We start from the raw sequence: 23,131 nt of genomic DNA on the forward strand, positions 1-23,131 counted from the left end.
GGACCATGGATTGCTTCGCTTCGCTCGCAATGACGGTGGGGAAGCAGCTCGCCGCTGCAACGAAGACGAAGCCAGCTACCCCGCGCCGATCAGCGGCACGGCTTCGTCGCGTTCGTAGAGATAGAGCAGGACGCGCAGGGCCTCGCCGCGCTCGCCGTTCAGCCTCGGATTGTCCTTCATGATCCGCAGCGCCTCGTCGCGGGCCTGGGTGATGAGCTGGCCGTGCACCTCGGAGCGGGCGATGCGGTAGCCGGGCAGGCCGCTCTGGCGGATGCCGAGCACATCGCCTTCGCCGCGCAGCTTCAGATCTTCCTCGGCGATCCGGAATCCGTCCGTGGTCTCGCGGATCACTTTCAGCCGCGCCTTCGACATCTCGCCGAGCGGCTCCCTGTAGAGCAACAGGCAGGTCGAGGCCTCCGAGCCGCGGCCGATGCGGCCGCGCAATTGATGCAGTTGGGCGAGGCCAAAGCGCTCCGCGTTCTCGATCACCATGATGGTCGCCGCCGGTACGTCAACGCCGACCTCGACGACGGTCGTTGCGACCAGGAGCCCGATCTCGTGCGCGGCGAATTGCGCCATCACGCGATCCTTCTCGGTACCCTTCATCTGGCCGTGCACCATTCCGACACGATCGCCGAACCGCTGCTGCAAGCTCTCGAAGCGCTCGGTGGCGTTGGTGAGATGCTCGGTGCCCTCGGCCTCTGACTCATCCACAAGTGGGCAGATCCAGTACACCAGCTTGCCGGCGCTGAGCGCGCGGCCGACGCCGTCCATCACGTCCTCGATCCGGCTCATCGGCACCGCGCGGGTGTCGATCGGCTGGCGGCCGGCGGGCTTCTCACGCAGCTCCGAAACGTCCATGTCGCCGAAATAGGTCAGCACCAGCGTGCGCGGGATCGGCGTTGCGCTCAGCACCAGCACGTCGACGGCCTCGCCCTTCGAGGTCAGCGCGAGGCGCTCGCGCACGCCGAAGCGATGCTGCTCGTCGACCACGGCAAGCGCCAGTGCCTTGTAGATCACGTCGTCCTGGATCAGCGCATGCGTGCCGACCAGAAGGTCGATCTCGCCGGCCTCGAGCTGCGCCAGGAGTTCGCGGCGCTCCTTGCCCTTCTCGCGGCCGGTCAGGATCGCAACCCGCATGCCGGCGCGCTCAGCGAGCGGCGCGATGGTCTTGATGTGCTGGCGCGCCAGGATCTCGGTCGGCGCCATCAGCGCGGCCTGCTTGCCGGCTTCGGCGACGGCGGCGGCCGCCAGCAGCGCCACCACGGTCTTGCCGGAGCCGACATCGCCTTGCACGAGGCGCAGCATCCGCACCGGCTGCCGCAAATCCTCCGTGATCGCGGCGACGGCCTCGCGCTGCGACTTGGTCAGCGCATAGGGCAGGGCATCGATGATCCTGTTGCGCAGATGGCCGTCGCCGGCATTGCGCACGCCGGCGGGGCGGCGCAACGTGGCGCGGATCAGGGCGAGCGCGAGCTGGCCCGCGAGCAGTTCGTCGAACGCAAGCCGCGACCAGAACGGTCCATCGGGCAAAATGTCGGTCAGCTCGACCGGAACATGGACGCGGGTCAGCGCCTCCCGGATCGGCGGGAAGTTGCAGCGGCGCAGCACCTCGGGGCTGATCCATTCCGGCAGATCCGGCAGCTTGGTCAGCGCCTGCGCGATGGCGCGGCGGAGCGAGCCGATCGGCAGCCCCTCGGTCAGCGGATAGACCGGGTCGATGCCGGAGAGCTTTGCAAAGCCGGCCTCGTCGACGACGCGATCGGGATGCACGATCTGCGGGATGCCGTCATACATCGCCAGCGTGCCGGAGACGTAGCGCTTCTCGCCGACCGGCAGCAGCTTCTCGACATAGCCGGGCTGGGCGCGGAAGAAGGTCAGCACCACGTCGCCGGTGTCGTCGCTGGCATAGACCAGGTAGGGCGCGCGCGAATTGCGCGGCGGCGGCGGGCGATGACGGTCGACGGTGACCTCCAGCGTCACCATGGTTCCGACCGCGGCGTCGCGAATCTTCGGCCGCGCGCGGCGGTCGATCACGCTTGCCGGCAGATGCAGCAGCAGGTCGACCAGCCGCGGCGTCTCGCTGCGGTCGAGCAGATAGCGCAGCAGCTTGTCCTGCTTCGGGCCGACCCCCGAAAGCGTCGTGACCTGGGCAAACAGCGGATTGAGCAGGGCTGGGCGCATCGGCATCCTTTACACACGACTCACGTCATGCGCGCAAGGAAACCGCAAAAGGCGGCGAATGAGGGCTGACATCGGCCTCCGCCATCGCTATATCAAGCCCGCCCGGCACGTCCGGGCTTTTGGCGTTTGATGGATTTTGGGACATGACGGGATCGACACGATCGAGCAGCGGGCTCGATGACCGCCGCAAGCGGCTTTTGTTTCGCTGCTGGCACCGCGGCACCCGGGAGATGGACTTGATCCTCGGCCGCTTTGCCGATGCCGAGATCGCTGACTTGTCCGATCAGGAGCTCGGCGAGCTCGAGCATTTGATCGAGGTGCCGGATCCGGATCTCTACGCCGCGCTGACCGGCGACAAGGTTTTGGCTGCCGAGCATCAGACCGCGCTGTTTGCCCGCATCAAGGCGTTCCGGGTCGCGGATCCCAGCGCATGAAGCAGCCGATGAAATCACCGGCCGCGATGCTCGCGCCCGGCCGGGTGCTGACCATCGCCAATGTCGCCGAGGGCGCCGAAGGGCTCGTCATCTCCGACCTGGCGCGCGCCATCGCCGCGCAGCCGAAGCGGCCCGCGGTCAGTCTCGCCGTCGTCTGCCGCGACGGCGCGCGGATGCAGCAGCTCGCTCGCGCGCTGGAGTTCTTCGCGCCCGATATCGCCGTGATGCAGGTTCCGGCCTGGGACTGCCAGCCTTATGACCGCGTCTCGCCGCATTCCGGCATCCTGGCGCAGCGCCTGACTGCGCTGGCAAAACTGTCGCGGCTGGTCGGTAGCGACAAGCCGCTGATCGTGCTCACGACCGTGAACGCCGCCGTGCAGCGGGTGCCGGCGCGCGATCAGGTCGCAGCCCAGGCGCTGTCGGTCGCGCCCGGCAACGTCGTGCCGATGGACTCGGTCGTGGCCTGGCTCGAGCACAATGGCTACACCCGCTCGTCCACGGTGCGCGAACCCGGCGAATACGCGGTGCGCGGCGGCATCCTCGATCTGTTTCCGGCCGGCCTCGACCAGCCGGTGCGCTTCGACTTCTTCGGCGACAGCCTCGAGTCGATTCGCACCTTCGATGCCGAGACGCAGCGCACGCATCTGGACATGCGCGGGCTCGACCTGGTGCCGGTCTCCGAATTCCAGCTCACCACCGAAACCATCCGCCGCTTCCGCATGGGCTATGTCGCGGCGTTCGGCGCGCCGGGACGCGACGACCAGCTCTATGAAGCCGTCTCGGAAGGACGCCGCCATCCCGGCATGGAGCACTGGCTGCCGCTGTTCCAGGATCGGATGGACACGCTGTTCGACTATCTCGACGGCGCGACGATCGCGATCGAGCCGCAGGGCGAGGACGCCGCCCGCGAACGCTTCTCGCAGATTTCGGACTACTACGACGCGCGGCGCGAGGCGCTGGAACATCCCGGCAGCGGCGCGATCTACAAGCCGCTGCCGCCGGACAAGCTGTATCTGACCGAAGCCGAATGGACCAAACTGCTTGGCGATGCGCCGCTGGCGCGGCTGACGCCGTTCGCGGTGCCCGAAGGCACCGCAGATGTGTTCGACGCCGGCGCGCGGCAGGGCCGCAATTTCGCGCCGGAGCGTGCCGACAGCAACGTCAACGTGTTCGAGGCCGTGGTCGGCCATATCGGCGCGCTGCAGTCGCAGCGCAAGAAGGTCATCGTCGCGCTGTGGAGCGAAGGCTCGCGCGACCGCATGGGCGCGATGCTGCGCGACCACAAGCTGCTCAACACCACCAGCGTCAACACCTGGCGGATCGTTCAGGCGACGCCGCGCAACGAGACCATGCTGGCCGTGCTCGGCATGGAGTCCGGATTCGAGACCAGCGAATTCGCCGTCATCAGCGAGCAGGATATCCTCGGCGACCGCCTGGTGCGGCCGCGCAAGGCGAGCCGCAAGCTCGACAATTTCATCTCCGAGGTGACGAGCCTTGCGACCGGCGATCTCGTCGTTCACGTCGAACACGGCATCGGCCGCTTCGTCGGGCTGCAAACGCTGGAAGTGTCCGGCGCGCCGCATGACTGTCTCGAACTGCACTACGCGGCGGAGACAAAACTGTTCCTGCCGGTCGAGAACATCGAGCTGCTGTCGCGCTATGGCTCCGACAGCGCCAATGTCGAACTCGACCGTCTCGGCGGCGGCGGCTGGCAGGCCCGCAAGGCCAAGCTCAAGAACCGCATCCGCGAGATCGCGGGCGAATTGATCAAGATCGCGGCCGAGCGGCAGCTGCACGAGGCGCCGAAATTCCCGCTGCAGCCGCACGTCTATGACGAGTTCTGCGCGCGCTTCCCCTATGACGAGACCGAGGACCAGCTGGGCGCGATCAATTCGACCTTGAAGGACCTCGAGATCGGCCGCCCGATGGACCGGCTGATCTGCGGCGACGTCGGCTTCGGCAAGACCGAGGTGGCATTGCGCGCCGCGTTCGCCGTGGCGCTCGAGGGCCGGCAGGTCGCCGTCGTGGTGCCGACCACACTGCTGGCGCGTCAGCATTCGCGCACCTTCACCGAGCGCTTCAAGGGCTTTCCGGTCAATGTCGCGCAGGCTTCGCGGCTGGTATCGACCAAGGAGTTGAGCCAGACCAAGAAGGGGCTCGCCGACGGCAACGTCGACATCGTGGTGGGCACCCATGCGCTGCTCGGCAAGGCGATCAAGTTCAAGGACCTCGGCCTGCTGATCGTCGACGAGGAGCAGCATTTCGGCGTCAGCCACAAGGAGCGGCTGAAGCAGCTGCGCGCCCAGGTCCACGTGCTGACGTTGTCGGCGACCCCGATCCCTCGCACGCTGCAACTGGCGCTGACCGGCGTCCGCGAGCTCTCGATCATTGCCTCGCCGCCGGTCGATCGCCTCGCGGTGCGCACCTTCGTCGCGCCGCATGATCCCCTGATGATCCGCGAGGCCCTGCTGCGCGAGCGCTATCGCGGCGGCCAGGCGTTCTATGTGGTGCCGCGGATCGAGGACCTCGCCGGCGTCAAGGATTTCCTCGACAAGAACGTGCCGGAGATGAAGGTCGCGGTCGCCCACGGCCAGATGCCGCCGACCGTGATCGAGGACATCATGTCCGCGTTCTACGACGGCAAATACGACATCCTGCTGTCGACCACGATCGTCGAGTCCGGTCTCGACATCCCGAACGCCAACACGCTGATCGTGCATCGCGCCGACATGTTCGGCCTCGCCCAGCTCTACCAACTGCGCGGCCGCGTCGGCCGCTCGAAGCTGCGCGCCTATGCGCTGTTCACGCTGCCGGCGCAGCAGAAGATCACGGCACAGGCGGAGCGGCGGCTCAAGGTGCTGCAGTCGCTGGAGACATTAGGGGCCGGCTTCCAGCTCGCCTCCCACGACCTCGACATCCGCGGCGCCGGCAATCTGCTTGGCGAGGAGCAGTCGGGCCACATCAAGGAAGTCGGCTTCGAGCTGTACCAGTCGATGCTGGAGGAGGCGATCGTCAACCTCAAGGCCGGCGTCGCCGAGCCTGCCGCCGACCGCTGGTCGCCGCAGATCACGATCGGCATGCCGGTGTTGATCCCCGAGGACTACGTCAACGATCTCAGCGTGCGGTTGTCGCTTTATCGCCGGCTCGCCGATCTCGACACCGACGAGGACATCGACGCCTTCGCCGCCGAGATGCGCGACCGCTTCGGCGTGCTGCCGGACGAGGTGCGCTATCTGTTCAAGGTCGCGGCGATCAAGGCCTATTGCCGCCGGGCCAATGTCGGCAAGGTCGATGCCGGTCCGAAGGGCGCCGTGATCGCATTCCGCGACAACAGCTTTGCACATCCGGAGCGGCTGGTGACGTTCATCCGCCAGCACGGCCAGGCCGCCAAGGTGCGGCCGGACATGAAGGTGGTGTTCTTCCAGGACTGGGACACGCCGGAAGAGCGGCTCGCCGGCACGACAGAGATTTTGCGACAGCTCGCCAATCTCGCGGAGAGCAAGAAGGCGGCGTGAGGTTCGGCTGAAGCATCAGCGTCATTGCGAGCGAAGCGAAGCAATCCATAATCCATATCACAGCGCGTGCGGACGCATGGATTGCTTCGCTTCGCTCGCAATGACGTTGTGGAGAGGTCGCGAGGCTCACGACGTCGCGCGCAGCGTTGGGCAGGTCGGTGCACACAGTGATGCGGCTGTGCGAACATCACAGATGAGGATTTTGACGGGCATAGGCTTTGCCGGTAAGCTTTACCGCTGAAATCGGGTTCAGCCGCGCAGGCTGTAAGCAAGGCACCATGCATCACCTCCATTGCCGGTTGCTTTTCATCGGGCTTTGCCTTGCGTTGACCGTTCTGCCGATCGAGGCCTTCGCTGGCACGCGCCTGGCGCTGGTGCTTGGCAACAGCAAGTATCGGACCGTTCCCGCCCTCGGCAATCCCGCCAATGACGCAGCCGATCTCGCCACCGCATTGCGCGGCATGGGCTTCAACGTGATCGAAGCGCGCGACGGCACCCGCGAGGCCATGGCCAACGCGGTGCGCGATTTTTCCTCGCGGCTGAGCGGTGCCGACGTCGCGTTGTTCTTCTACGCAGGTCACGGCCTGCAGATGAACGGTGAAAACTATCTGGTCCCGGTCGACGCGAAGATCGAAACGCCGGGGGATGTGCGCTTCAACACCGTGAACCTGACCGACATCCAGCAGGAGATGGAGGGAACGGGGCGAGCCAACATCATCATCCTCGATGCCTGCCGCAACAATCCCTTTCTCGAGAAGCTCGCGCGCGGCAGCCGCGCGGCGCCCAGTCGCGGGCTCGGCCGCGTCGACGCCAGCGGGCAGGGGTCGCTGATCGTCTATTCGACGCAGCCGAACAATGTTGCGCTCGACGGTGCCGGGCGAAATTCGCCGTTCACCGCCGCACTCCTGAAGCATATCGCGACACCCGGCATCGAAGTGCGCCAGATGCTGTCCAGGGTTCGCGGCGACGTGCTCGCGGCAACCGATCAGAAGCAGACGCCCTGGGACAGTTCCTCGCTGGTCGGCGACGTCTATCTGGCGGCTCCGCCGGTCCAGGTCGGCGGCGGCTCACCGACCTCGACGTCGACGCAACCGGCTGCTGCGTCCCAAACGGCAGCTGGCGGCGTCGAACAGGTGGCCGCAGCTGCGCCGCAGGCGACGCCACCAGCTGCGGCGGATCGCGTCACATCCCCAACGCCGCAGAGTGGCGCCGGCGGCCCCGACAGCGAATGCGAGCGCGCGGCCGCGCCTGCGCCGCCGTTCGCCAGTCCTGAACAGCTGAAGATCGACAACACGCACGATTTTGCGGCCGCGGTCCCGATCTGTGAGGCGGCGGTGCGCGCCAATCCCGATCAGCCACGCCTCGACTTCCTGCTCGGCCTCGCCTATGGCGGAACGAAAAATTACCTGGCGGCGCAACGCTATCTGACCAAAGCTGCCGATGCCGGTTACGCACCGGCGCAAGGCAAGCTCGGGGTCTATTTTGCGACGGGGCGCGGGGTCGTCAAAGACATGCCGCGGGCATTCGAGCTGTTCAGCAAGGCGGCCGCAGCGGGAGAGCCGGGCGCGATCAGCAATCTCGGCGCGATGTATTCCAATGGCAATTACGTCAAGAAAGACGAGGCGAGAGCACTCGAGCTTTATCAGAAGGCAATCGAGGCGGGTAATCCTTTCGCCCTCGCCCAGACCGGCTTGATGTACTTCTACGGCAAGGGAACGCCGCGCGACTACGCTACGGCCGCGCAATATTTTCAGCAGGCGGCCGATCTCAACGACGGATTTTCTCTCAAATACCTTGCCGTCATCCAGGAGCGGGGATTACTCGGCGCGCCGGATGCTGCCAAAGCCGCCGAGCTGCGGCGCAGGGCTGTCCAGGTCGATCCGGGCAGCCAGGACCCAAACGTGCCAAAGCAGCTGAATGCGAGCGGGCCGCGACGCTCGTCCGGCGGCCATCACGTGCGCAGAATCTACTACTACCGCTTCGTCGGCTGCAGATGGGCCTGGTGCTGAGAAGTGGGTACTCGGGGCGCAACGCGCAGTGACCGGGATTGCAACCGTGGCCATTTCCCGACGGCCGGCACCACCGAGAGCCTGCACCAACTCGCCGGTCTCGCGGAGAGCAAGCAGGCCGTGTGAGGCCATAGGCCTCTCCGCGTCATTGCGAGGAGCGCAGCGACGAAGCAATCTATCCTTCCGCGAGCGCGCAGAGATGGATTGCTTCGCTTCGCTCGCAATGACGGTGTGGCGCGATCTCGACGTTACGACGCCGCGCGCTCCGGCGTCCCGAACAAACGTGCCAGCAGCGACTGAGCGGAGTCACCAGGCATGAGCATTGCGACGCTAACGGCGGGCTCCGCGCGCATGTCGCGGCGGCGGTTCCGGGTGCTGCGCATCACGCTCGCCAATCGCCGCGTGCCGGCCAGTGAGCCGCAGGCGGCGGTGCGTCTATTCCGTGTGGCCGGACGGGGTCAGGGTCTGCGAGTGGGAGGCGCACCGGCGGGCTCGACGAGCGACTATACGGCTGCGCGGGCCTGAACTATTCTCAAATTGCTTTTCTGCTGATCGGGTCCGAAGAGCTTGGAGGCGAGCATGAGAACTCTGTTCGTCGCAGCGTTGCTTGCACTATCGGCGAGCAAGACTGCGGTTGCATACTATTGCGAGGGCGGTCAACAGGCTGTTCCGCCAGCTGTCGCGGCCCGCATGGCGCTGCCGCTGTGCGGTGCGGCGGCCACGCAGCCCTGGGGGCCAAACGGTTGCCAGCTCTGTGACCCGCGGAACGTCTATCCAAGTCCGTTTGCTTCCGATGCTGGGCTACGACCAGTGTTCACCCGGGCACCCGCAAAGCCGCCGTCACTGATTCCCCGGTGATTTTCTGACGATACTCGAAAGATTTGCGACCTTATAAGGCGGCACATTGCTTGTTACGACGCCGCGCGCTCCGTTGCCGCGAACAGCCGTCCCAGCAGGGACATCGCGGAATCACTGGGGAGCAGCGTTGCGACGCTGACTGTCGGCTCGGCCCTGACGTCGCGGCGGCCGTTCTGGGTGTGGCGCATCACGCTCGACAATCGCCGCGTGATCGCCTGCGCGTTGCGCAGGTCGGTGCCGGCGAACGCCACGACCAGCGAGCGGTCGTCATAAACGGCGCCGAAATCGGCCTGGCGCATCAGCCGGCTGATGATCCGCGCGCCGTCGAATTGCGCACGCGGTTGCGCGTTGTCGAAGGTGAAGCGCGCCACCGAGAGCGCGCCGCCGCGCTCGGCGGTGTGGTAGACGGCGGTCGCGAAGTCGCGTTCGAACGCGGCCTTGGTGAGCAGGCCGGTGCGGGGATCGATCAAGCCCTTGGCGTCGATCGCCTTGAGCATGCGCCCGAGCCGCGCCTCGAAGGCATGCTGCCGGATCATCGGCAATGCCATGTCGGCAACACGGGTCGGCCCGGCGGTGACGATCTCGAGGTTGGGCAGCTCGTAGCGCGGCGCCAAATCGCCGGATGCGACGATCACGGGCAACGGACGGAAGCGAACATCCTCGGTCAGCACCGTCAGGAACGCATCCATCACGCGCGGCGTGAATCCCTCGGCCAGCACGATGCCGTCGATGTCACGGTTGGAGAGATGCTTGGCGGCCGCCTCGATGCTGAGCGCGCCGACCACGCCGGCGCGCTCGCCGAGCGCGACCGACAGCGCCGGGTAGGCGCCGCCACGGCCGATCAGCAGTGCCGTGGCCTCTCCGACCGGATCGATATCGGACATTGCGATCGGCGCCGGAGGCACCAGGCGGCGCATCACGGTCGCATGCAGCGCGCGAACGCGTAAGGACGCGTTGAGCCGGCCGATCAGGCGATCCGGCATGCCCTTGTGCTGGAAGAACGCGATCACGGTGTCGGGCAGGGTGGTCGCAGGATCGACCGCGATCAGCGGCAGATAGGGCGCGCGGGCCGCGGCGCGCTTGGCCAGGCCCGACAGGGTGACGAAGTCGACGCCCTCGGCGGCCGCAATGATCGCCGCCGGCTTGACCTGCTCGATGGCGCGCCCGACCTCGTTCCAGTCGGTGACGACGACCGGAAACAGGTTGGTCTCATCGAGGACCGCGGCAAACGGCGGCTTTGCCGACGCCGAGACGATGAGGACCGGACCTTGTTGAGACATTCGAACGCTCGAAACCAATGCTTAAGAACAGCAACGGCTGCGATGCTAGTTGGCATGGCTTAATGCGGCGTCAACACAATGCTAAGACTAACACAATGATAAGATTTTACGGCGTTCCGGTGCCGTTACGGTCGCGAAAAGCCTCGACCATCAACGGGTTAAGCCCAAGTTCTGTCAGGGCGTCGCGGGCCCGCGCATTGTCCTGCGCCCGTCCGGCGAGCCGATGGCCGCTGAGGCGGTCCGGCAATGCCGTCAACAGCGCGCCCTGGCCGAGCCGGCGCGACCATTCCTGCAACTCCTGGGCAAGGAAGCGGTAGCCGCCGACCGTCATGACCCCCGACGGCGGTGCGGTGATGTTGACGGCGCCGGTCACGCGGTCGAGCCGGGCGGCGTATTCGGTGTCGACGTAGTCGCGCGGCGGCGGCGCGATCAGGCTGTCGCCCGGAGGTGGCGGCGGCGCGTAGGCCGCGACCGGCACCATCGGCCCGCGCAGGCCGAGCGTGCCCTTCGGGGTCAGCAGGATCTCGCCGGCGATCGATGCGCCGGGAGCTTCGCGCGGCGCGCTGTGCGGGCCGGGCTTGATCGGGGCCGGCGATCCGTCCTCGGCAGTGCGGCGGGCGCCGAACAGCCCGGCCTCGCCGAACAGATAGACGTCCGTCATGGTCACCCGCCGCGAGGTCCAGTGCGCACTGGAGGCAACCTGCTCCGGCGTCCGCCAGAGGCCGATCACGTCGCGCAGGGTGGGCAGCCGCTCCGAGAGGCCTTGCTCGTCGAGCCGCAGTGCGAGCTGCGCCGGCGCGATCAACGTATCGCAGGCGTGATCGTTGAACTGGGCTGCGAAGGTCTCCTCGTCGAACGGGTGATGCATGACGAGCGTTCCGCCCGACAGCAACCAGGTCACCAGCGACGCGCAGATGCCGGCAAACGACATCGGTGCGAACGCCGACATGATGGTCGCGCCTTGCGGCAGGTCGCTCTCCAGCGACATCGCGAGCCCGCCGGCGATCAGGCCGAAATGCGCGCGCGGCACCGGACGGAAGCCGTCGCTGGTGACGTCGAAGGAGATCAGCGCCGGCTTGCGGCCGTCCTCGATCATGCGGCGCGTGGTCCGGGAGTCCTGCAGGATCGCCTCGTCGAGCGACGACATGCCTTCGGGCAGATCGGCGCCGAAGCCGCAGACATGGCGGATCGAGAAGGCTTCCGCCGCGGCGTTCATGGCGATGTCGGCGTAGGAGACGCCGTCGATCTTGCTGCAAGTGACGATCGCCCGCGCCGCGGTGCGGTTGAGGACGGACGTCAGCTCGGCCTGCCGCCACAGCAGCGGCAGCGGCACGACGACGAGGCCGACCCGATGCGCGGCGAGCACCGTCAGCGCGAACTCGATCGTTGAGGGCAGCTGAACCGCGATCACCGTATTGGCCGGCAATCCGATCTCGACGAAATGGGCCGCGATTGCCGAGATCGCGCGGTCGGCCTGCGCATAGGTCAGGCGCTTGCGGGTCTGACCGGTGATGCGCTGCTTGTTGAGCGGGTCGACCAGCGCCAGCGCCTCGGGTTGCCGCGCCAGGGTGCGCTTGAACAGCGTATCGAGCGTGGGCGAGGTGATCGACTGGTTCACAGGTTCAACGTCGGTTGCATCGCTTCGATCGGACCCGGTCATGCGCGCCGGTCCGCATCACTGGCAGTTCACTTGGCAGATCACTTTGATTGCGCGCCGGGCTTCTGCCACCAAGTCTCCGGCAGGTAGCCCGTCAACGCCGTGGTCGAAGGCCGTTCTATCCGATTCCACCGCGCGATCCATTGCTCTCCCAAGTTAAATAGGGGGATAGCGTAGAAGCCCGAGGTCAGGGCCCGGTCCAGCGCCCGCACCGCCGAGACAAAGGCCGGCCGCTGGCGCGCCGCCAGCAGCGCGGCAATCGTGGCGTCGATGGCCGGATCCTTGGCGCCCATGTAGTTGCGGGTGCCCGGCACGTCGGCCGCCTGGCTGCCCCAGTAGAACCACTGCTCGTTGCCCGGCGACAGCGACTGGTCCCAGCGAATGGGGATCATGTCATAGTCATAGGCGACCCGGCGCTGCTCGAACTGCACCGCATCGACCACCCGCACCGCGGCGTCGATGCCGGCGCGCTTCAGGTCGCGCTGGTAGGCGAGGGCGATCCGCTCATGCTCGCGTGCCGTCACCAGGATCTCGATCCGGAGCGGCGTCCCGGTCGAGCGCTGCTTCAGCACAGTGCCGTCGAGCGCGTAGCCCGCCTCCGACAGCAGCGCGAGCGCGTCGCGAAGGATGGTGCGGTCGCGGCCTGACCCGTCGGTGACGGGGAGGCGATAGCGACCCTCGAGGATGTCGGGCGGGATATGCGGCAGGTAGGGCTTCAGCAGTTCGCGCTCGCGATCGTCGGCCGGGCGGCCATAGGCGGACAAGTCCGATCCGGCGAAATAGCCGCCCGCGCGCGAATAGAGCCCGAAATAGTAATTGCGGTTGATCCATTCGAAATCGAACAGCATCAGCAGGGCCTGCCGCACCCTGACGTCGGCAAATTTCGGCCGCCTGGTGTTGAACACCAGGAATTCAGAGGGCTGCGGCGTGCCGATCTTGATGGCCTCGCGGATTGCCTCGCCGCTTCTTGCTGCGGGGAAATCGTAGCCATCGTGCCAGCGCAGCGGTTCGGGTTCGGTCCTGAAGTCATAGAGGCCGCGCTTGAACGCCTCGAACTGGCCGTTGGCGTCGCGGTAGTAGTCGAGCCTGATCTCGTCAAAATTCCAGAAGCCGCGGTTCACCGGCAGGTCACGTCCCCAGTAATCGGGATTGCGGGTGAAGGTCACGCTGGTGCCGGGCTTGACCGCCGTGACGCGATACGGGCCGGAGCCAATCGGCGGCGCCAATGTGGTCTCCTCGAATCTGGCGACGTCGGTGGCGTGGCGCGGCAGGATCGGCATCAGGCCGAGGATCATCGGCAACTCGCGATCCGCGACGCCGCCAAAATCGAACCGCACCGTCAGCGGGTCGAGCACCTCGGTCGTTGCGACTTTCGAATAATACTGGTGATGCAGCGGACGGCCGTGATCGCGCAGCAATTCGAGCGAGAACACTACGTCGTCGGCCGTGACCTCGTGCCCGTCGGAGAAGCGCGCCCGGGGGTCGATATGGAATGTCACATAACTTCTGGCGTCGTCGGTCTCGACGCTGCGGGCGAGCAGGCCATAGAGCGTGAAGGGCTCGTCATTGTTCCGCACCAACAGACTTTCGTACACGTAGCCGCGCTCATAGGCGTAGCCCCTCAGCTGCTGCACGGCGAGGCCGCGGACAATCAAGGGGTTGAGGCTGTCGAAGGTACCTTCCCGTGGGCTCAGCACCAGGCGGCCGCCCTTGGGGGCGTCCGGATTGACATAGCGCAAATGGGTGAAATCGGCCGGCAGCGCGGGCGCGCCATGCATCGCGATCGCGTGGCTCTCAGCGGCAACCGCCGGGGCAGGTCCGCCCGCCAGCAGTGCCGGGACGAATACCAAGGCGAGCCAGATGCCGGCCAATGCGGCGCGCCAACCGTGCCCGGGAACAGGTACGTGAGGCGCCGGATTTGATTCGCGAAACGTCACGGCGGAGGTTTATCACAGGCCGCCGAAACTCGTCGTCACATAGGCGCAAATGCGCTTGTCGGCATTGATCTTTCCGCGCGCCGCTGTATTGAAGGCGTGCAATTCGAAGGCGGGAACGCCTGTCACGTATCCGCCTCAATTGACTAGGAGACAGCCGCCCAAACGGCTATGTGTCGGCGCCTGCAGCGGTTTCGGGCGCTGCCGTTCAGAAAGGGTTTTCCGCAATGAATTTCCGTATCTTGGCCGCCCCGGTCCGGCCGCATGGGCGAATTGTTGCCCTGATGGCGGCGACGGCATTCTCTGCAGCGCTCCTGGTTCCTGCCGCTCAGGCCCAGCAGCCGGCAGCGCCGGCGCCTGCGGCACCGAAGGCTGCGCCCAAGGCGGCACCCAAGGCAGCTCCGAAGGCAGCGCCGGCTCCGGCCCAGGCGCCAGCTGCCCAAGCACCGGCCGCCGGTGCGCCGCCCGCTGCGGCCGCCCAGCAGCCGCCCCAGGATCAGCAGATCCAGCTCATCTACGCCCCCTGGACCAAGTTCTGCCTGAAGGGCCAGGAAGCCAACGCCAAGCAGGTTTGCTTCACCGGCAAGGACGGCCGCATCGAGTCCGGCCAGCCCGTCATCGCCGCCGTGATCATCGAGCCGGAAGGCGAGCCGAAGAAGATCCTGCGCGTCACGCTGCCGCTCGGCATGCAGCTCGTGCACGGCACCCGCATCATCGTCGACGGCAACCCGCCGCAGCAGGCGCCGTACGTGATCTGCTTCCAGAACGGCTGCATGTCCGACTATGAAGCAACCCCCGAGCTGATCGCCAACATGAAGAAGGGCCAGAACCTCGTTGTTCAGGCGATCAATTCGAACGGCGCGCCGCTGACGCTGCCGCTGCCGCTCAACACCGAATTCGCCAAGGCCTTCGACGGCCCGCCGACCGATCCGAAGGTGTTCGAGGAAAACTCGAAGAAGCTGCAGGAAGAGTTGCAGAAGCGCGCCGAAGAGCAGCGCAAGAAGCTGGAAGGCGCGGGCGCTGCTGGCGCGACGCCGGCTCCGGCCAACCCGGCAGCCAAGTAAACTTTCGATCAAGCTTTCACGACATCGCGAGATCATCGCAAATCAAAGGGGCGCCCGAAAGGGCGCCTTTTTCGTCATGCGATACGGACTGGCTGGTGGCAGCCAGCCGCGCTGGTGATCGCGCACATCGTGTGCGATGGTTTGTCAGGGCACATCGATCGCACCAAGCCGCATCGTCGCTTCCTTGTCCGGATAAAGTCCGGCGCCGAAGCACAATCATAAATCCGAACCGGGAGGCCAGACGAAAGCGCGAAGTGCGCGCCTTCGATGCGCAAATGCGCGCGTGGTTCTCCCGCGAACCCTGGCCGCCGTTCGCTGTCATGGAAGTCGCCGAATGTCGCAGCAAGTCAACACGCAGCGGCGGGAACCGCTCCCCCGGACCAACAACGAGGATTTGCAGCAGCCGACCGGCCGCCCCGCGGTCGACGCCGATGGTCGCCTCAACCAGGACAACGTCCCCGGCGCCTTTCATCCGGGCATCGTCCATCTCGCGCTGGCAATGGGCGGCTTTGCGATCGGCATCGCCGAATTCGCGACCATGAGCCTGCTGCCGTTCTTCGCCCACGACCTGCATGTCAGCGAGCCACAGGCGGGCCACGCGATCAGCGCCTACGCGCTCGGCGTCGTGGTCGGTGCGCCTGTCATCGCCGTACTGTCGGCGCGCATGACGCGGCGGAATCTGCTGATCGCGCTGATGGGCTTCTTCGCGCTGATGAACGGCCTCTCGGGGCTCGCACCCGACTACCACACCATGCTGGTGCTGCGCTTCCTCGCCGGACTGCCGCACGGCGCCTATTTCGGCATCGCCATGCTGGTCGCGGCCTCGCTGGTGCCGATGGATAAACGCACGGCGGCGGTCGGCCGCGTGATTCTCGGCCTCACCATCGCGACGACGATCGGCGTGCCGCTCGCCAACGGGGTGGGGCAGGCGATCGGCTGGCGCTGGGCTTTTGCGATCGTTGCCGGCCTTGCGCTGCTCACCGCCATCCTGGTTCTGGTCTTCGCGCCGCGCGACGTCGCCAACAGCAATGCGAGCCCGCTGCGTGAACTGTCGGCGCTCGGGCGCAAGCATGTCTGGCTGACGCTGGCGATCGGTGCGATCGGCTTCGGCGGGCTGTTCTCGGTCTACACCTATCTCGCATCGACGATGCTGGCGGTGACGCACACCTCGCCGGCGCTGGTGCCGGTCACGCTATGCGTGTTCGGGGCCGGCCTCACCGCCGGTAACATCATCGTGCCGCGCTTTGCCGACCGCGCGCTGATGGCGACCGCGGGCGGGCTATTGCTATGGTCGGCGGCGACGCTGGCGCTGTATCCGCTGGCGGCGACGAATTTCTGGACGCTGAGCGCCGACGTGTTCCTGATCGGGCTCGGTGGGGCGCTCGCCACCGTGCTGCAGACCCGCCTGATGGACGTCGCGGGCGAGGCGCAGAGCCTGGCTGCAGCGCTCAACCATTCCGCCTTCAACGTCGCCAATGCGCTGGGGCCGTGGCTCGGCGGCATGGCGGTTGCGGCCGGCTATGGCTGGACGTCGACCGGCCTCGTCGGCGCCGGACTGGCGCTCGCGGGCTTTGCGGTCTGGGCGATTGCGGTGGTGTTGGCCAGGCGCGAGGGCGTGTGAGCGGCCCGCGAAATGTCAGTTCAGCGACGGATTGCGCGGACGGTAGCCGCCCGACTTGTCCTTGATGAAGATCTCCGCGACCTGCGAATGCCGGATCGGTTCGCCGGAATCGTCGGGCAACAGGTTCTGCTCTGAGACATAGGCGACGTACTCGGTCTCCGAGTTTTCCGCGAGCAGGTGATAGAACGGCTGGTCCTTGTGCGGCCGCATGTCCTCGGGGATCGACAGCCACCATTCCTCGGTGTTGTTGAACTCCGGGTCGATATCAAAAATCACGCCCCGGAACGAGAACACCCGGTGACGGACGATCTGCCCGATCTGAAACTTGGCGGTGCGCGCTTTGATCATGGTTCGTCGATAGACCAACATTGTGGCCGATGCTAGGGGCTAAGCTTCGAATTAACCCCCGGTTTACCGATTCCAGACCTGCAAAAACGCCCCGAAATCCGGCCGAGAAACTACATTCAGAATGATCGATATCCTCAATCTGGCGTTGCCGTATTTCGGCTTGATCTTCATCGGTTATGCGTGCGGAAAAGCCAAGGGTTTGCCCGAGAGCGGGCTCGCCTGGATGAATTTCTTCCTGCTTTACGTTTCGTTGCCGGCGCTGCTGTTCGGGATCATGTCCAAGACGCCGTTTGCGGAGCTGAACAACCCGCCATTCCTGATCGCGACCACGCTCGGAACCGTGATCGCGTTCTTTCTGGCGATGGTCGCGGGCAAGCTGATGGGCCGCCTCTCGCTGCGCGAGGCGACGCTCGCGGGCCTGTCGGGTGCCTACGGCAACATCGGCTATATGGGCCCCGGCCTTGCGCTCGCCGTGCTCGGCGCCAAAGCTGCGGCGCCGACCGCGCTGATCTTCTGCTGCGACAGCATTTTCCTGTTCTCGATCGTGCCGCTCCTGATCGAGCTCACCGATCGCGACCATCCCTCGCTGCTGCACGCGCTCGGCGTGGTGCTGCGGCAGATCGTGCAGAACCCGCTGATCATGTCGGCGGTGTTCGGCGCGCTGGTCGCCGCGTTTCACATCCCGATTCCGGTCGCGCTCGACCGCACCATCCAGTTCCTGCAAAACGCCGCAGCACCCATGGCGCTGTTCGCGCTCGGCGTCACCGTGGCGCTGCGTCCGTTCGAGCCGGTGCCGTGGGAGGTGCCCTGTGTGGTTGCGATCAAGCTCCTGATCCATCCGCTGCTGGCATTCGGACTGATGCTGCTGTTCGGCCCGTTCGCGCAGCCCTGGGCGGCGACCGCAGTGCTGATGGCCTCGTTGCCGCCGGCGCTCAACGTGTTCGTGATCGCGCGGCAGAACGAGACCTGGATCGAGCCGGCGTCGGTCGCCGTGCTGATCGGCACCTTCGCCTCGGTGGTCACTCTGACCAGCGTGATGTGGTTCATCCAGAGCGGACGGCTGGTGTTTCCGTAACGTACGCCGTTCTCACCGCCGCCATGACGGCGCGAGGCCTTCGCGCATCGCAAGCCGCCGCAGCGGGCCGAAGGCGCCGAGCAAATGCAGGCCGGCGGCGCGCGCGGTCTGCACGCCGAGGAAATCGCTCAGCAGCGAGCGGTTGGCGATGTCGATCGCCCAGGTCCGGCTGGCGACATCGGGGCGCCGCGCCGCCTGGTAGCGCGCCAGCACGTTTGGCGCGCCGGGATCCTCGCCGCGGCCGATCGCCTGGCCCGTGATCTCGGCGATATCGGCGGCATCGCGCAGCCCCATGTTGAGGCCCTGCGCGCCGATCGGCGGCAGCACATGGGCGGATTCCCCGACCAGCGCGATCCGGTCCCTGGCGAATTGCCGGGGCCGCTCGATCGCGAGCGGAAATACGTGACGGCCGCCCTGGACCTCGACGCGGCCGAGAATCGAATGCGACTGGCGCTCCGCCGCGTCAGATAGTTCAGCGTCGCCGAGCGCCATCAGCCGCTCGGCCTCCTTGGGCGCCGAGACCCAGACCACGCTGCTGCGGTTGCCGGCGAGCGGCACGAACACGCAGGGGCCATGCTCGGTATGAAACTCGGTCGAGATGTTCTGGTGCGGCCTGGTATGGGTGATGTTGAAGGTGAGGGCGGATTGCCCGAGCGCGCGGCTCGTCACCTCGATGCCGGCGGCCGCGCGCGACAATGAATTGCGTCCGTCGGCGCCGACCACGAGCCGTGCCCGGAGCGACTGGCCCTGCCGCGTCGCCACGGTGACCCCGGCATCATCCGGCTGCACCGAGGCGGCCTCGTCGTCGAACCGGGTCAGCGCGGCCATCTCGGCGGCACGGTCCTCGAGCGCTGCGACCAGGGAGCGATTGTCGATGTTGAAGCCGAACTGCTCGCGGCCGATCTCGTCGGAGGAGAACCGCACCTCCGGCGCGCGGATCAGGCGACCGGTGTCGTCGACCAGGCGCATGGTCTTGAGCGCCGCCGCTTTGTCGCTACAGCGCCGCCAGACGTCGAGCCGCTCCAGGATCTCGGTCGAGGCGCCGAGCAGCGCCGTGGTCCGGTTGTCGGCATACGGCTGGCAGCGCGCCAGCAGCGCGGTCCGCGCGCCGGCGTCGGCCAGCGCAATCGCAGCCGTCAATCCGGCCGGGCCGCCGCCTATTACGATAACGTCATAATCCTGCGAGCTGTCGGTCATATCAGGACATTTGACATGCTTGGCCCAATTTTCAAGTCGTCGGTAACCACCAAGAGTTTCCAACGCTTTGCGCGGCGGAACGCCGCAAGACCGCATATGCAAAGCGGCCCGATTCCTGATAGCACTTCGGCCGATGGAGCACTCGAGCCAGCCCGATGCGTTACGAGAGCGGATGCGGACCGCCGCATTCTCCGTTCACATTTTCACGGCACTGGGCGCCGGGGTCGCGCTGCTGGCGATGCTGGAGGCGGTGCGCGAGCACTGGGCCAACATGTTCGCCTGGCTCGGGGTGGCGCTGATCATCGACGGGATCGACGGCCCGCTGGCGCGTCGGCTCGACGTGGTGCGGCTGCAGCCGAACTGGTCGGGCGAGGTGCTCGACCTGGTGGTTGATTTCGTCACCTATGTGTTCGTGCCGGCCTATGCCATCACCGCGAGCGGCATGCTGCTGCCGCTGGCCGCGCCGATCCTCGGCATCGGTATCGTGGTCTCCAGCGCGCTGTATTTCGCCGACCGCCGCATGAAGGCCGACGACAACCATTTCCGCGGTTTCCCGGCGCTGTGGAATGCGGCGGCGTTCTATCTGTTCCTGCTGCATCTGCCGCCGGTGCTGTCGACCATCGTGGTCGCGCTCCTGATCGTGCTGACCTTCGCGCCGTTCCACGTGCTGCATCCGTTCCGGGTGGTGCGGCTGCGTTGGCTGACGCTGTGGCTGCTCGCCGCTTGGGCGCTGCTCGGCGCCTACACCCTCGCCAACGATTTCGTGGTCGGCCCCTCGATCACCTTCGGTCTCTGCGCCATCGCCGTCTACATCGTCGGCAGCGACACCGTGATCCGCCGGATGAAAGCCTTCAGAGCATGATGCAATTGATCACCAGCCCGGAAGCCTGGGCTGCGCTGTTGACCCTGACTGCGCTCGAGATCGTGCTCGGCATCGACAACGTGATCTTCCTCTCGGTGATCGTGTCGCGGATTCCACCGGCGCAGGCCAAACGCGCGCGGCAGATCGGCCTGCTGCTGGCGCTGGTGTTCCGCATCATCCTGCTCAGCGTCCTGGTCTGGCTGATCGGGCTGACGCAGCCGGTGGTATCAGTGCAGGACATCTCACTGTCCTGGCGCGACATCATCCTGATCGGCGGCGGCCTGTTCCTGATTGCCAAGGCAACCCACGAGATTCACGGCGAGGTCGAGGCGCGCGAGGCGGAGGCCGACGATAAGCCGAGCGCCAGTGCGTTCTTCTGGGTGATCGTGCAGATCATCGTCATCGACCTGGTGTTCTCGCTGGATTCGATCATCACCGCGATCGGCATGGCGCAGGACATCGAGATCATGATCGCGGCGGTCGTGATCGCCTGTGCGATCATGTACCTCTCGTCCGGACCGGTGGCGCGGTTCGTCGCGGAGCATCCGACCACCAAGATGCTGGCGCTGGCCTTCCTGGTGCTGATCGGCGTGGCGCTGGTGGCCGACGGCTTCAAATTCCACATCCCGCGCGGCTACATCTATTTCGCGATCGCGTTCTCGGCGGCGGTCGAGGCGTTCAACGTCATGGCCAAGCGCAACCGCAAGAAGGTCGCAAGCTAGGCCGGTTCCGGCCTGCTTGGTTGACAAGGCGGGCCCGATGGCATTCGCTCGCTTGACGTGAGTTTTCTGAGGGGAGCGACGACATGACCAAGGCTGTGCGCGTGCACAAGGTTGGGGGCCCGGAAGTCCTGACCTATGAGGACGTCGAGGTCGGCCCGCCGGGGAACGGCGAGGTCCGGATCCGCCAGCATGCGGTCGGCCTGAACTTCATCGACGTCTATTTCCGCACCGGTCTCTACAAGGCGCCCGGCCTGCCGTTCATCGCCGGCAACGAGGCCGCAGGCGAGGTCCTGGCCGTGGGGCCCGGGGTAACCAATTTCCATCCCGGCGATCGCGTCGCCTATTACTACAACCTCGGCGGCTACGCCTCCGAGCGCGTCATCCCGGCCGACAAGCTGGTCAAGCTGCCCGACCACATCACCTACGAGCAGGGCGCCGTGCTGATGCTCAAGGGGCTCACGGTCTGGTACCTCCTGCACAAGACCTTCAAGGTCGAGCAGGGCCATCGCGTGCTGATCCACGCCGCGGCCGGCGGCATCGGGCTGCTCGCCTGCCAGTGGGCGCGGGCGCTCGGCGCGCATGTCATCGGCACCGTCGGCTCGAAGGCGAAGGCCGATCTCGCACTCGCCAATGGCTGCGACCACGTCATCCTCTACAACGAGGAGAACTTCGTCGAACGCGTCAAGCAGATCAGCCGCGGCGAGCTCTGCGACGTGGTCTATGACGGCGTCGGCAAGACCACATTCCCTGGATCGCTGTCCTGCCTGCGGCCACGCGGCCTGTTCGTCTCGTTCGGCAACGCGTCGGGTCCGGTACCGCCGTTCCCGCTCGCCGAGCTCAACAACCACGGTTCGCTGTTTGCGACGCGGCCCAAGCTCAACGACTATGTCGGCACCCGCAAGGAGCTGCTCGAAGGCGCCGACACGCTGTTCGCCGCCGTGATCAACGGCAAGCTGCACGTGCCGATCAACCACGCCTATGCGCTGAAGGATGCGGCGAAGGCGCATATCGACCTGGAGAGCCGGGCGACCACGGGCGCGGCGATTCTCAGGCCGTAAAAGTTTGTCGTCGTTCCGGGGCATCGCGTTAGCGATGAACCCGGAACCTCGAGATTCCGGGTTCGATGCTGCGCATCGCCCCGGAATGACCGAGTGGATAGTTACGCCACCCGCCTTGCTGCACCGACTTTCGTCAGCACCGTATCCAGACAATCAATCATCAAGGAGATCTCCTCCCGCGTGACGTTGAGCGCCGGCATGAAGCGCAGCGTGTCCGGCTGCGGCGAGTTGACCAGCACGCCGGCCGCGAACGCCTCGGCGACGACGGCCGCACCGATCGGCATCTTGAGATCGAGCGCGAGCAGGAGGCCGCGGCCCCTGATCTCGCCGAGCCCGTGCCGCGCCGACAGCCGCTGCAATTCACGTTCGAGCAGCAGCCCGGCATCGACAACCGATTTCAGGAAATCGGGCTTGCCGATCTGATCGAGCACGACAAGGCCGGCGGCGCACATCAGCGGATTGCCGTTGAAGGTGCCGCCCTGATCGCCGTGATCGAAGCACGAGGCATGCTCGGTCGCGAGCAGCGCTGCGAGCGGCACGCCGCCGCCGATGCCCTTGCCGAGCGTCATGATGTCGGGCTCGATCCCGGCATGCTCATAGCCGAACAATTTTCCGGTCCGGCCCATGCCGGTCTGGATCTCGTCGACAATCAGCAGCAGGCCGCGCTGCTGGGTCAGCGCCCGCAACTCCCTGAGGAATGCGTCGGTCGCAGGCCAGACGCCGGCCTCACCCTGGATCGGCTCCAGCATGACCGCGACCGTCGACGAATTGATCAGCTGCCGCACCGACTCGATGTCGTTCAGCCTGGCCTTGCGGAAACCCGACACCTTCGGCTCGAACAGCGGCTCGAATGCCTTCTTGCCCGAGGCCGACATGGTCGCGAGCGTGCGGCCGTGGAAGCCGCCCTCGAAGGTGATGATCTCGTGCGCGCCATTCTTGTACTTGGCGCCGAATTTCCGCGCCAGCTTGATCGCGCCTTCATTGGCCTCCGCGCCGGAATTGGCGAAGAACACCTGATCGAAGCAGCTGTTGTCGACCAGCGCTTTGGCCAGCTTCAGGCTCTGCTCGTTGTAGAACGCCGGGCTCGGCGTCAGCAGCCGCCGGGCCTGCGCCGCCAGCGCGTCGGCCACGATGACCGGCGAATGACCGAGCGGATTGACCGCCCAGCCCTGTACGAAATCGAGATAGCGGTTGCGGTTGGCGTCCCACAGATAGGAGCCGGCGCCGCGCACAAACACGACCTCGGGGCGGGCGGTGATGTCCATCAGCGCGTCGAACGGATGGGCGGCGTTGGTCATATCGATCTCCTCTGG

The 23,131-nt window shown here is 66.3% G+C and carries 16 protein-coding genes; 9 read left to right on the forward strand and 7 right to left on the reverse strand.

Annotated features, from left to right (window positions below; genetic code table 11):
• Positions 1 to 75: 75 nt before the first annotated feature.
• The gene (gene recG / locus QMZ05_RS17995; RefSeq protein ID WP_353701967.1) at positions 76 to 2,184 is read right to left on the reverse strand and encodes an ATP-dependent DNA helicase RecG; all 2,109 of its coding nucleotides are present in this window, start codon (positions 2,182 to 2,184) and stop codon (positions 76 to 78) included.
• A 143-nt stretch (positions 2,185 to 2,327) separates the two neighbouring features.
• Between recG and QMZ05_RS18000 the strand changes: the two genes are divergently transcribed.
• The 3 genes from QMZ05_RS18000 to QMZ05_RS18010 all read left to right on the forward strand — a co-directional run bounded on the left by QMZ05_RS18000 (position 2,328) and on the right by QMZ05_RS18010 (position 8,142).
• Positions 2,328 to 2,618 carry a succinate dehydrogenase assembly factor 2 gene (locus QMZ05_RS18000; RefSeq protein ID WP_353701968.1) on the forward strand — a complete coding sequence of 97 codons (291 nt, stop codon included), beginning with the start codon at positions 2,328 to 2,330 and terminating at the stop codon, positions 2,616 to 2,618.
• A complete protein-coding gene (gene mfd / locus QMZ05_RS18005) occupies positions 2,615 to 6,133 on the forward strand; it encodes a transcription-repair coupling factor (protein ID WP_353701969.1) in 3,519 nt (1,172 codons plus the stop codon). Before QMZ05_RS18000 ends, mfd begins: the two co-directional genes overlap by 4 nt.
• Positions 6,134 to 6,459: 326 nt before the next feature.
• Complete coding sequence (locus QMZ05_RS18010; protein ID WP_353701970.1) at positions 6,460 to 8,142, forward strand: caspase family protein; 1,683 nt, start codon at positions 6,460 to 6,462, stop codon at positions 8,140 to 8,142.
• A gap of 911 nt (positions 8,143 to 9,053) precedes the next feature.
• Here the strand turns inward: QMZ05_RS18010 and QMZ05_RS18015 are convergent.
• The 3 genes from QMZ05_RS18015 to QMZ05_RS18025 all read right to left on the reverse strand — a co-directional run bounded on the left by QMZ05_RS18015 (position 9,054) and on the right by QMZ05_RS18025 (position 13,715).
• Positions 9,054 to 10,280 carry a GGDEF domain-containing protein gene (locus tag QMZ05_RS18015; protein ID WP_353701971.1) on the reverse strand — a complete coding sequence of 409 codons (1,227 nt, stop codon included), beginning with the start codon at positions 10,278 to 10,280 and terminating at the stop codon, positions 9,054 to 9,056.
• 106 nt (positions 10,281 to 10,386) lie between these two features.
• The gene (locus tag QMZ05_RS18020; protein ID WP_353701972.1) at positions 10,387 to 11,940 is read right to left on the reverse strand and encodes an AMP-binding protein; all 1,554 of its coding nucleotides are present in this window, start codon (positions 11,938 to 11,940) and stop codon (positions 10,387 to 10,389) included.
• Positions 11,941 to 11,978: 38 nt separating this feature from the next.
• Positions 11,979 to 13,715: an extracellular solute-binding protein gene (locus QMZ05_RS18025; RefSeq protein ID WP_353701998.1), complete on the reverse strand. Its 1,737-nt coding sequence runs from the start codon at positions 13,713 to 13,715 to the stop codon at positions 11,979 to 11,981.
• A gap of 383 nt (positions 13,716 to 14,098) precedes the next feature.
• Here QMZ05_RS18025 and QMZ05_RS18030 point away from each other — a divergent pair, with 383 nt between their 5' ends.
• Positions 14,099 to 14,935 (forward strand): invasion associated locus B family protein, encoded by an 837-nt coding sequence (locus QMZ05_RS18030; protein ID WP_353701973.1) that lies wholly within the window; start codon positions 14,099 to 14,101, stop codon positions 14,933 to 14,935.
• 334 nt (positions 14,936 to 15,269) lie between these two features.
• Positions 15,270 to 16,556, forward strand: coding sequence for an MFS transporter (locus QMZ05_RS18035; RefSeq protein WP_353701974.1), 1,287 nt, complete (start codon positions 15,270 to 15,272; stop codon positions 16,554 to 16,556).
• 15 nt (positions 16,557 to 16,571) lie between these two features.
• Here QMZ05_RS18035 and hspQ read toward each other — a convergent pair whose 3' ends face one another.
• Positions 16,572 to 16,904, reverse strand: coding sequence for a heat shock protein HspQ (gene hspQ, locus QMZ05_RS18040; protein WP_050406639.1), 333 nt, complete (start codon positions 16,902 to 16,904; stop codon positions 16,572 to 16,574).
• A gap of 121 nt (positions 16,905 to 17,025) precedes the next feature.
• On the opposite strand from hspQ, the gene QMZ05_RS18045 reads away from it, so the two are divergent.
• The gene (locus QMZ05_RS18045) at positions 17,026 to 17,979 is read left to right on the forward strand and encodes an AEC family transporter (RefSeq protein WP_353701975.1); all 954 of its coding nucleotides are present in this window, start codon (positions 17,026 to 17,028) and stop codon (positions 17,977 to 17,979) included.
• A 12-nt stretch (positions 17,980 to 17,991) separates the two neighbouring features.
• On the opposite strand, the gene QMZ05_RS18050 is transcribed toward QMZ05_RS18045, so the two are convergent.
• On the reverse strand, positions 17,992 to 19,176 hold the full coding sequence (locus QMZ05_RS18050) for a UbiH/UbiF family hydroxylase (protein WP_353701976.1): 1,185 nt from the start codon (positions 19,174 to 19,176) through the stop codon (positions 17,992 to 17,994).
• 133 nt (positions 19,177 to 19,309) lie between these two features.
• Between QMZ05_RS18050 and pcsA the strand changes: the two genes are divergently transcribed.
• The 3 genes from pcsA to QMZ05_RS18065 all read left to right on the forward strand — a co-directional run bounded on the left by pcsA (position 19,310) and on the right by QMZ05_RS18065 (position 21,818).
• A complete protein-coding gene (pcsA, locus tag QMZ05_RS18055) occupies positions 19,310 to 20,038 on the forward strand; it encodes a phosphatidylcholine synthase (protein WP_353701977.1) in 729 nt (242 codons plus the stop codon).
• A complete protein-coding gene (locus QMZ05_RS18060; RefSeq protein WP_353701978.1) occupies positions 20,035 to 20,760 on the forward strand; it encodes a TerC family protein in 726 nt (241 codons plus the stop codon). The genes pcsA and QMZ05_RS18060 overlap by 4 nt, the downstream gene beginning before the upstream one ends.
• 83 nt (positions 20,761 to 20,843) lie before the next feature.
• Positions 20,844 to 21,818, forward strand: a complete 975-nt coding sequence (locus QMZ05_RS18065) for a quinone oxidoreductase (RefSeq protein WP_353701979.1) — start codon at positions 20,844 to 20,846, stop codon at positions 21,816 to 21,818.
• Between the two features lie 101 nt (positions 21,819 to 21,919).
• Here the strand turns inward: QMZ05_RS18065 and QMZ05_RS18070 are convergent, their stop codons facing one another.
• The gene (locus QMZ05_RS18070) at positions 21,920 to 23,116 is read right to left on the reverse strand and encodes an acetylornithine transaminase (protein WP_353701980.1); all 1,197 of its coding nucleotides are present in this window, start codon (positions 23,114 to 23,116) and stop codon (positions 21,920 to 21,922) included.
• Positions 23,117 to 23,131: the final 15 nt, after the last annotated feature.

It is taken from the genome of Bradyrhizobium sp. INPA03-11B (assembly GCF_040446015.1).
In the GTDB taxonomy this organism is placed as follows: Bacteria; Pseudomonadota; Alphaproteobacteria; order Rhizobiales; family Xanthobacteraceae; genus Bradyrhizobium; species Bradyrhizobium macuxiense_A.

What these genes read in the sequence shown, in the direction of transcription:
- mfd (WP_353701969.1), top strand. Translation starts at nt 2,615, where the DNA reads ATGAAGCAGCCGATGAAATCACCGGCCGCGATGCTCGCGCCCGGCCGG.
- QMZ05_RS18070 (WP_353701980.1), bottom strand. Translation starts at nt 23,116, where the DNA reads ATGACCAACGCCGCCCATCCGTTCGACGCGCTGATGGACATCACCGCC.
- QMZ05_RS18050 (WP_353701976.1), bottom strand. Translation starts at nt 19,176, where the DNA reads ATGACCGACAGCTCGCAGGATTATGACGTTATCGTAATAGGCGGCGGC.
- hspQ (WP_050406639.1), bottom strand. Translation starts at nt 16,904, where the DNA reads ATGATCAAAGCGCGCACCGCCAAGTTTCAGATCGGGCAGATCGTCCGT.
- recG (WP_353701967.1), bottom strand. Translation starts at nt 2,184, where the DNA reads ATGCGCCCAGCCCTGCTCAATCCGCTGTTTGCCCAGGTCACGACGCTT.
- QMZ05_RS18060 (WP_353701978.1), top strand. Translation starts at nt 20,035, where the DNA reads ATGATGCAATTGATCACCAGCCCGGAAGCCTGGGCTGCGCTGTTGACC.
- QMZ05_RS18000 (WP_353701968.1), top strand. Translation starts at nt 2,328, where the DNA reads ATGACGGGATCGACACGATCGAGCAGCGGGCTCGATGACCGCCGCAAG.
- QMZ05_RS18045 (WP_353701975.1), top strand. Translation starts at nt 17,026, where the DNA reads ATGATCGATATCCTCAATCTGGCGTTGCCGTATTTCGGCTTGATCTTC.
- pcsA (WP_353701977.1), top strand. Translation starts at nt 19,310, where the DNA reads ATGGAGCACTCGAGCCAGCCCGATGCGTTACGAGAGCGGATGCGGACC.
- QMZ05_RS18020 (WP_353701972.1), bottom strand. Translation starts at nt 11,940, where the DNA reads ATGACCGGGTCCGATCGAAGCGATGCAACCGACGTTGAACCTGTGAAC.
- QMZ05_RS18025 (WP_353701998.1), bottom strand. Translation starts at nt 13,715, where the DNA reads ATGCATGGCGCGCCCGCGCTGCCGGCCGATTTCACCCATTTGCGCTAT.
- QMZ05_RS18065 (WP_353701979.1), top strand. Translation starts at nt 20,844, where the DNA reads ATGACCAAGGCTGTGCGCGTGCACAAGGTTGGGGGCCCGGAAGTCCTG.
- QMZ05_RS18035 (WP_353701974.1), top strand. Translation starts at nt 15,270, where the DNA reads ATGTCGCAGCAAGTCAACACGCAGCGGCGGGAACCGCTCCCCCGGACC.
- QMZ05_RS18030 (WP_353701973.1), top strand. Translation starts at nt 14,099, where the DNA reads ATGAATTTCCGTATCTTGGCCGCCCCGGTCCGGCCGCATGGGCGAATT.
- QMZ05_RS18015 (WP_353701971.1), bottom strand. Translation starts at nt 10,280, where the DNA reads ATGTCTCAACAAGGTCCGGTCCTCATCGTCTCGGCGTCGGCAAAGCCG.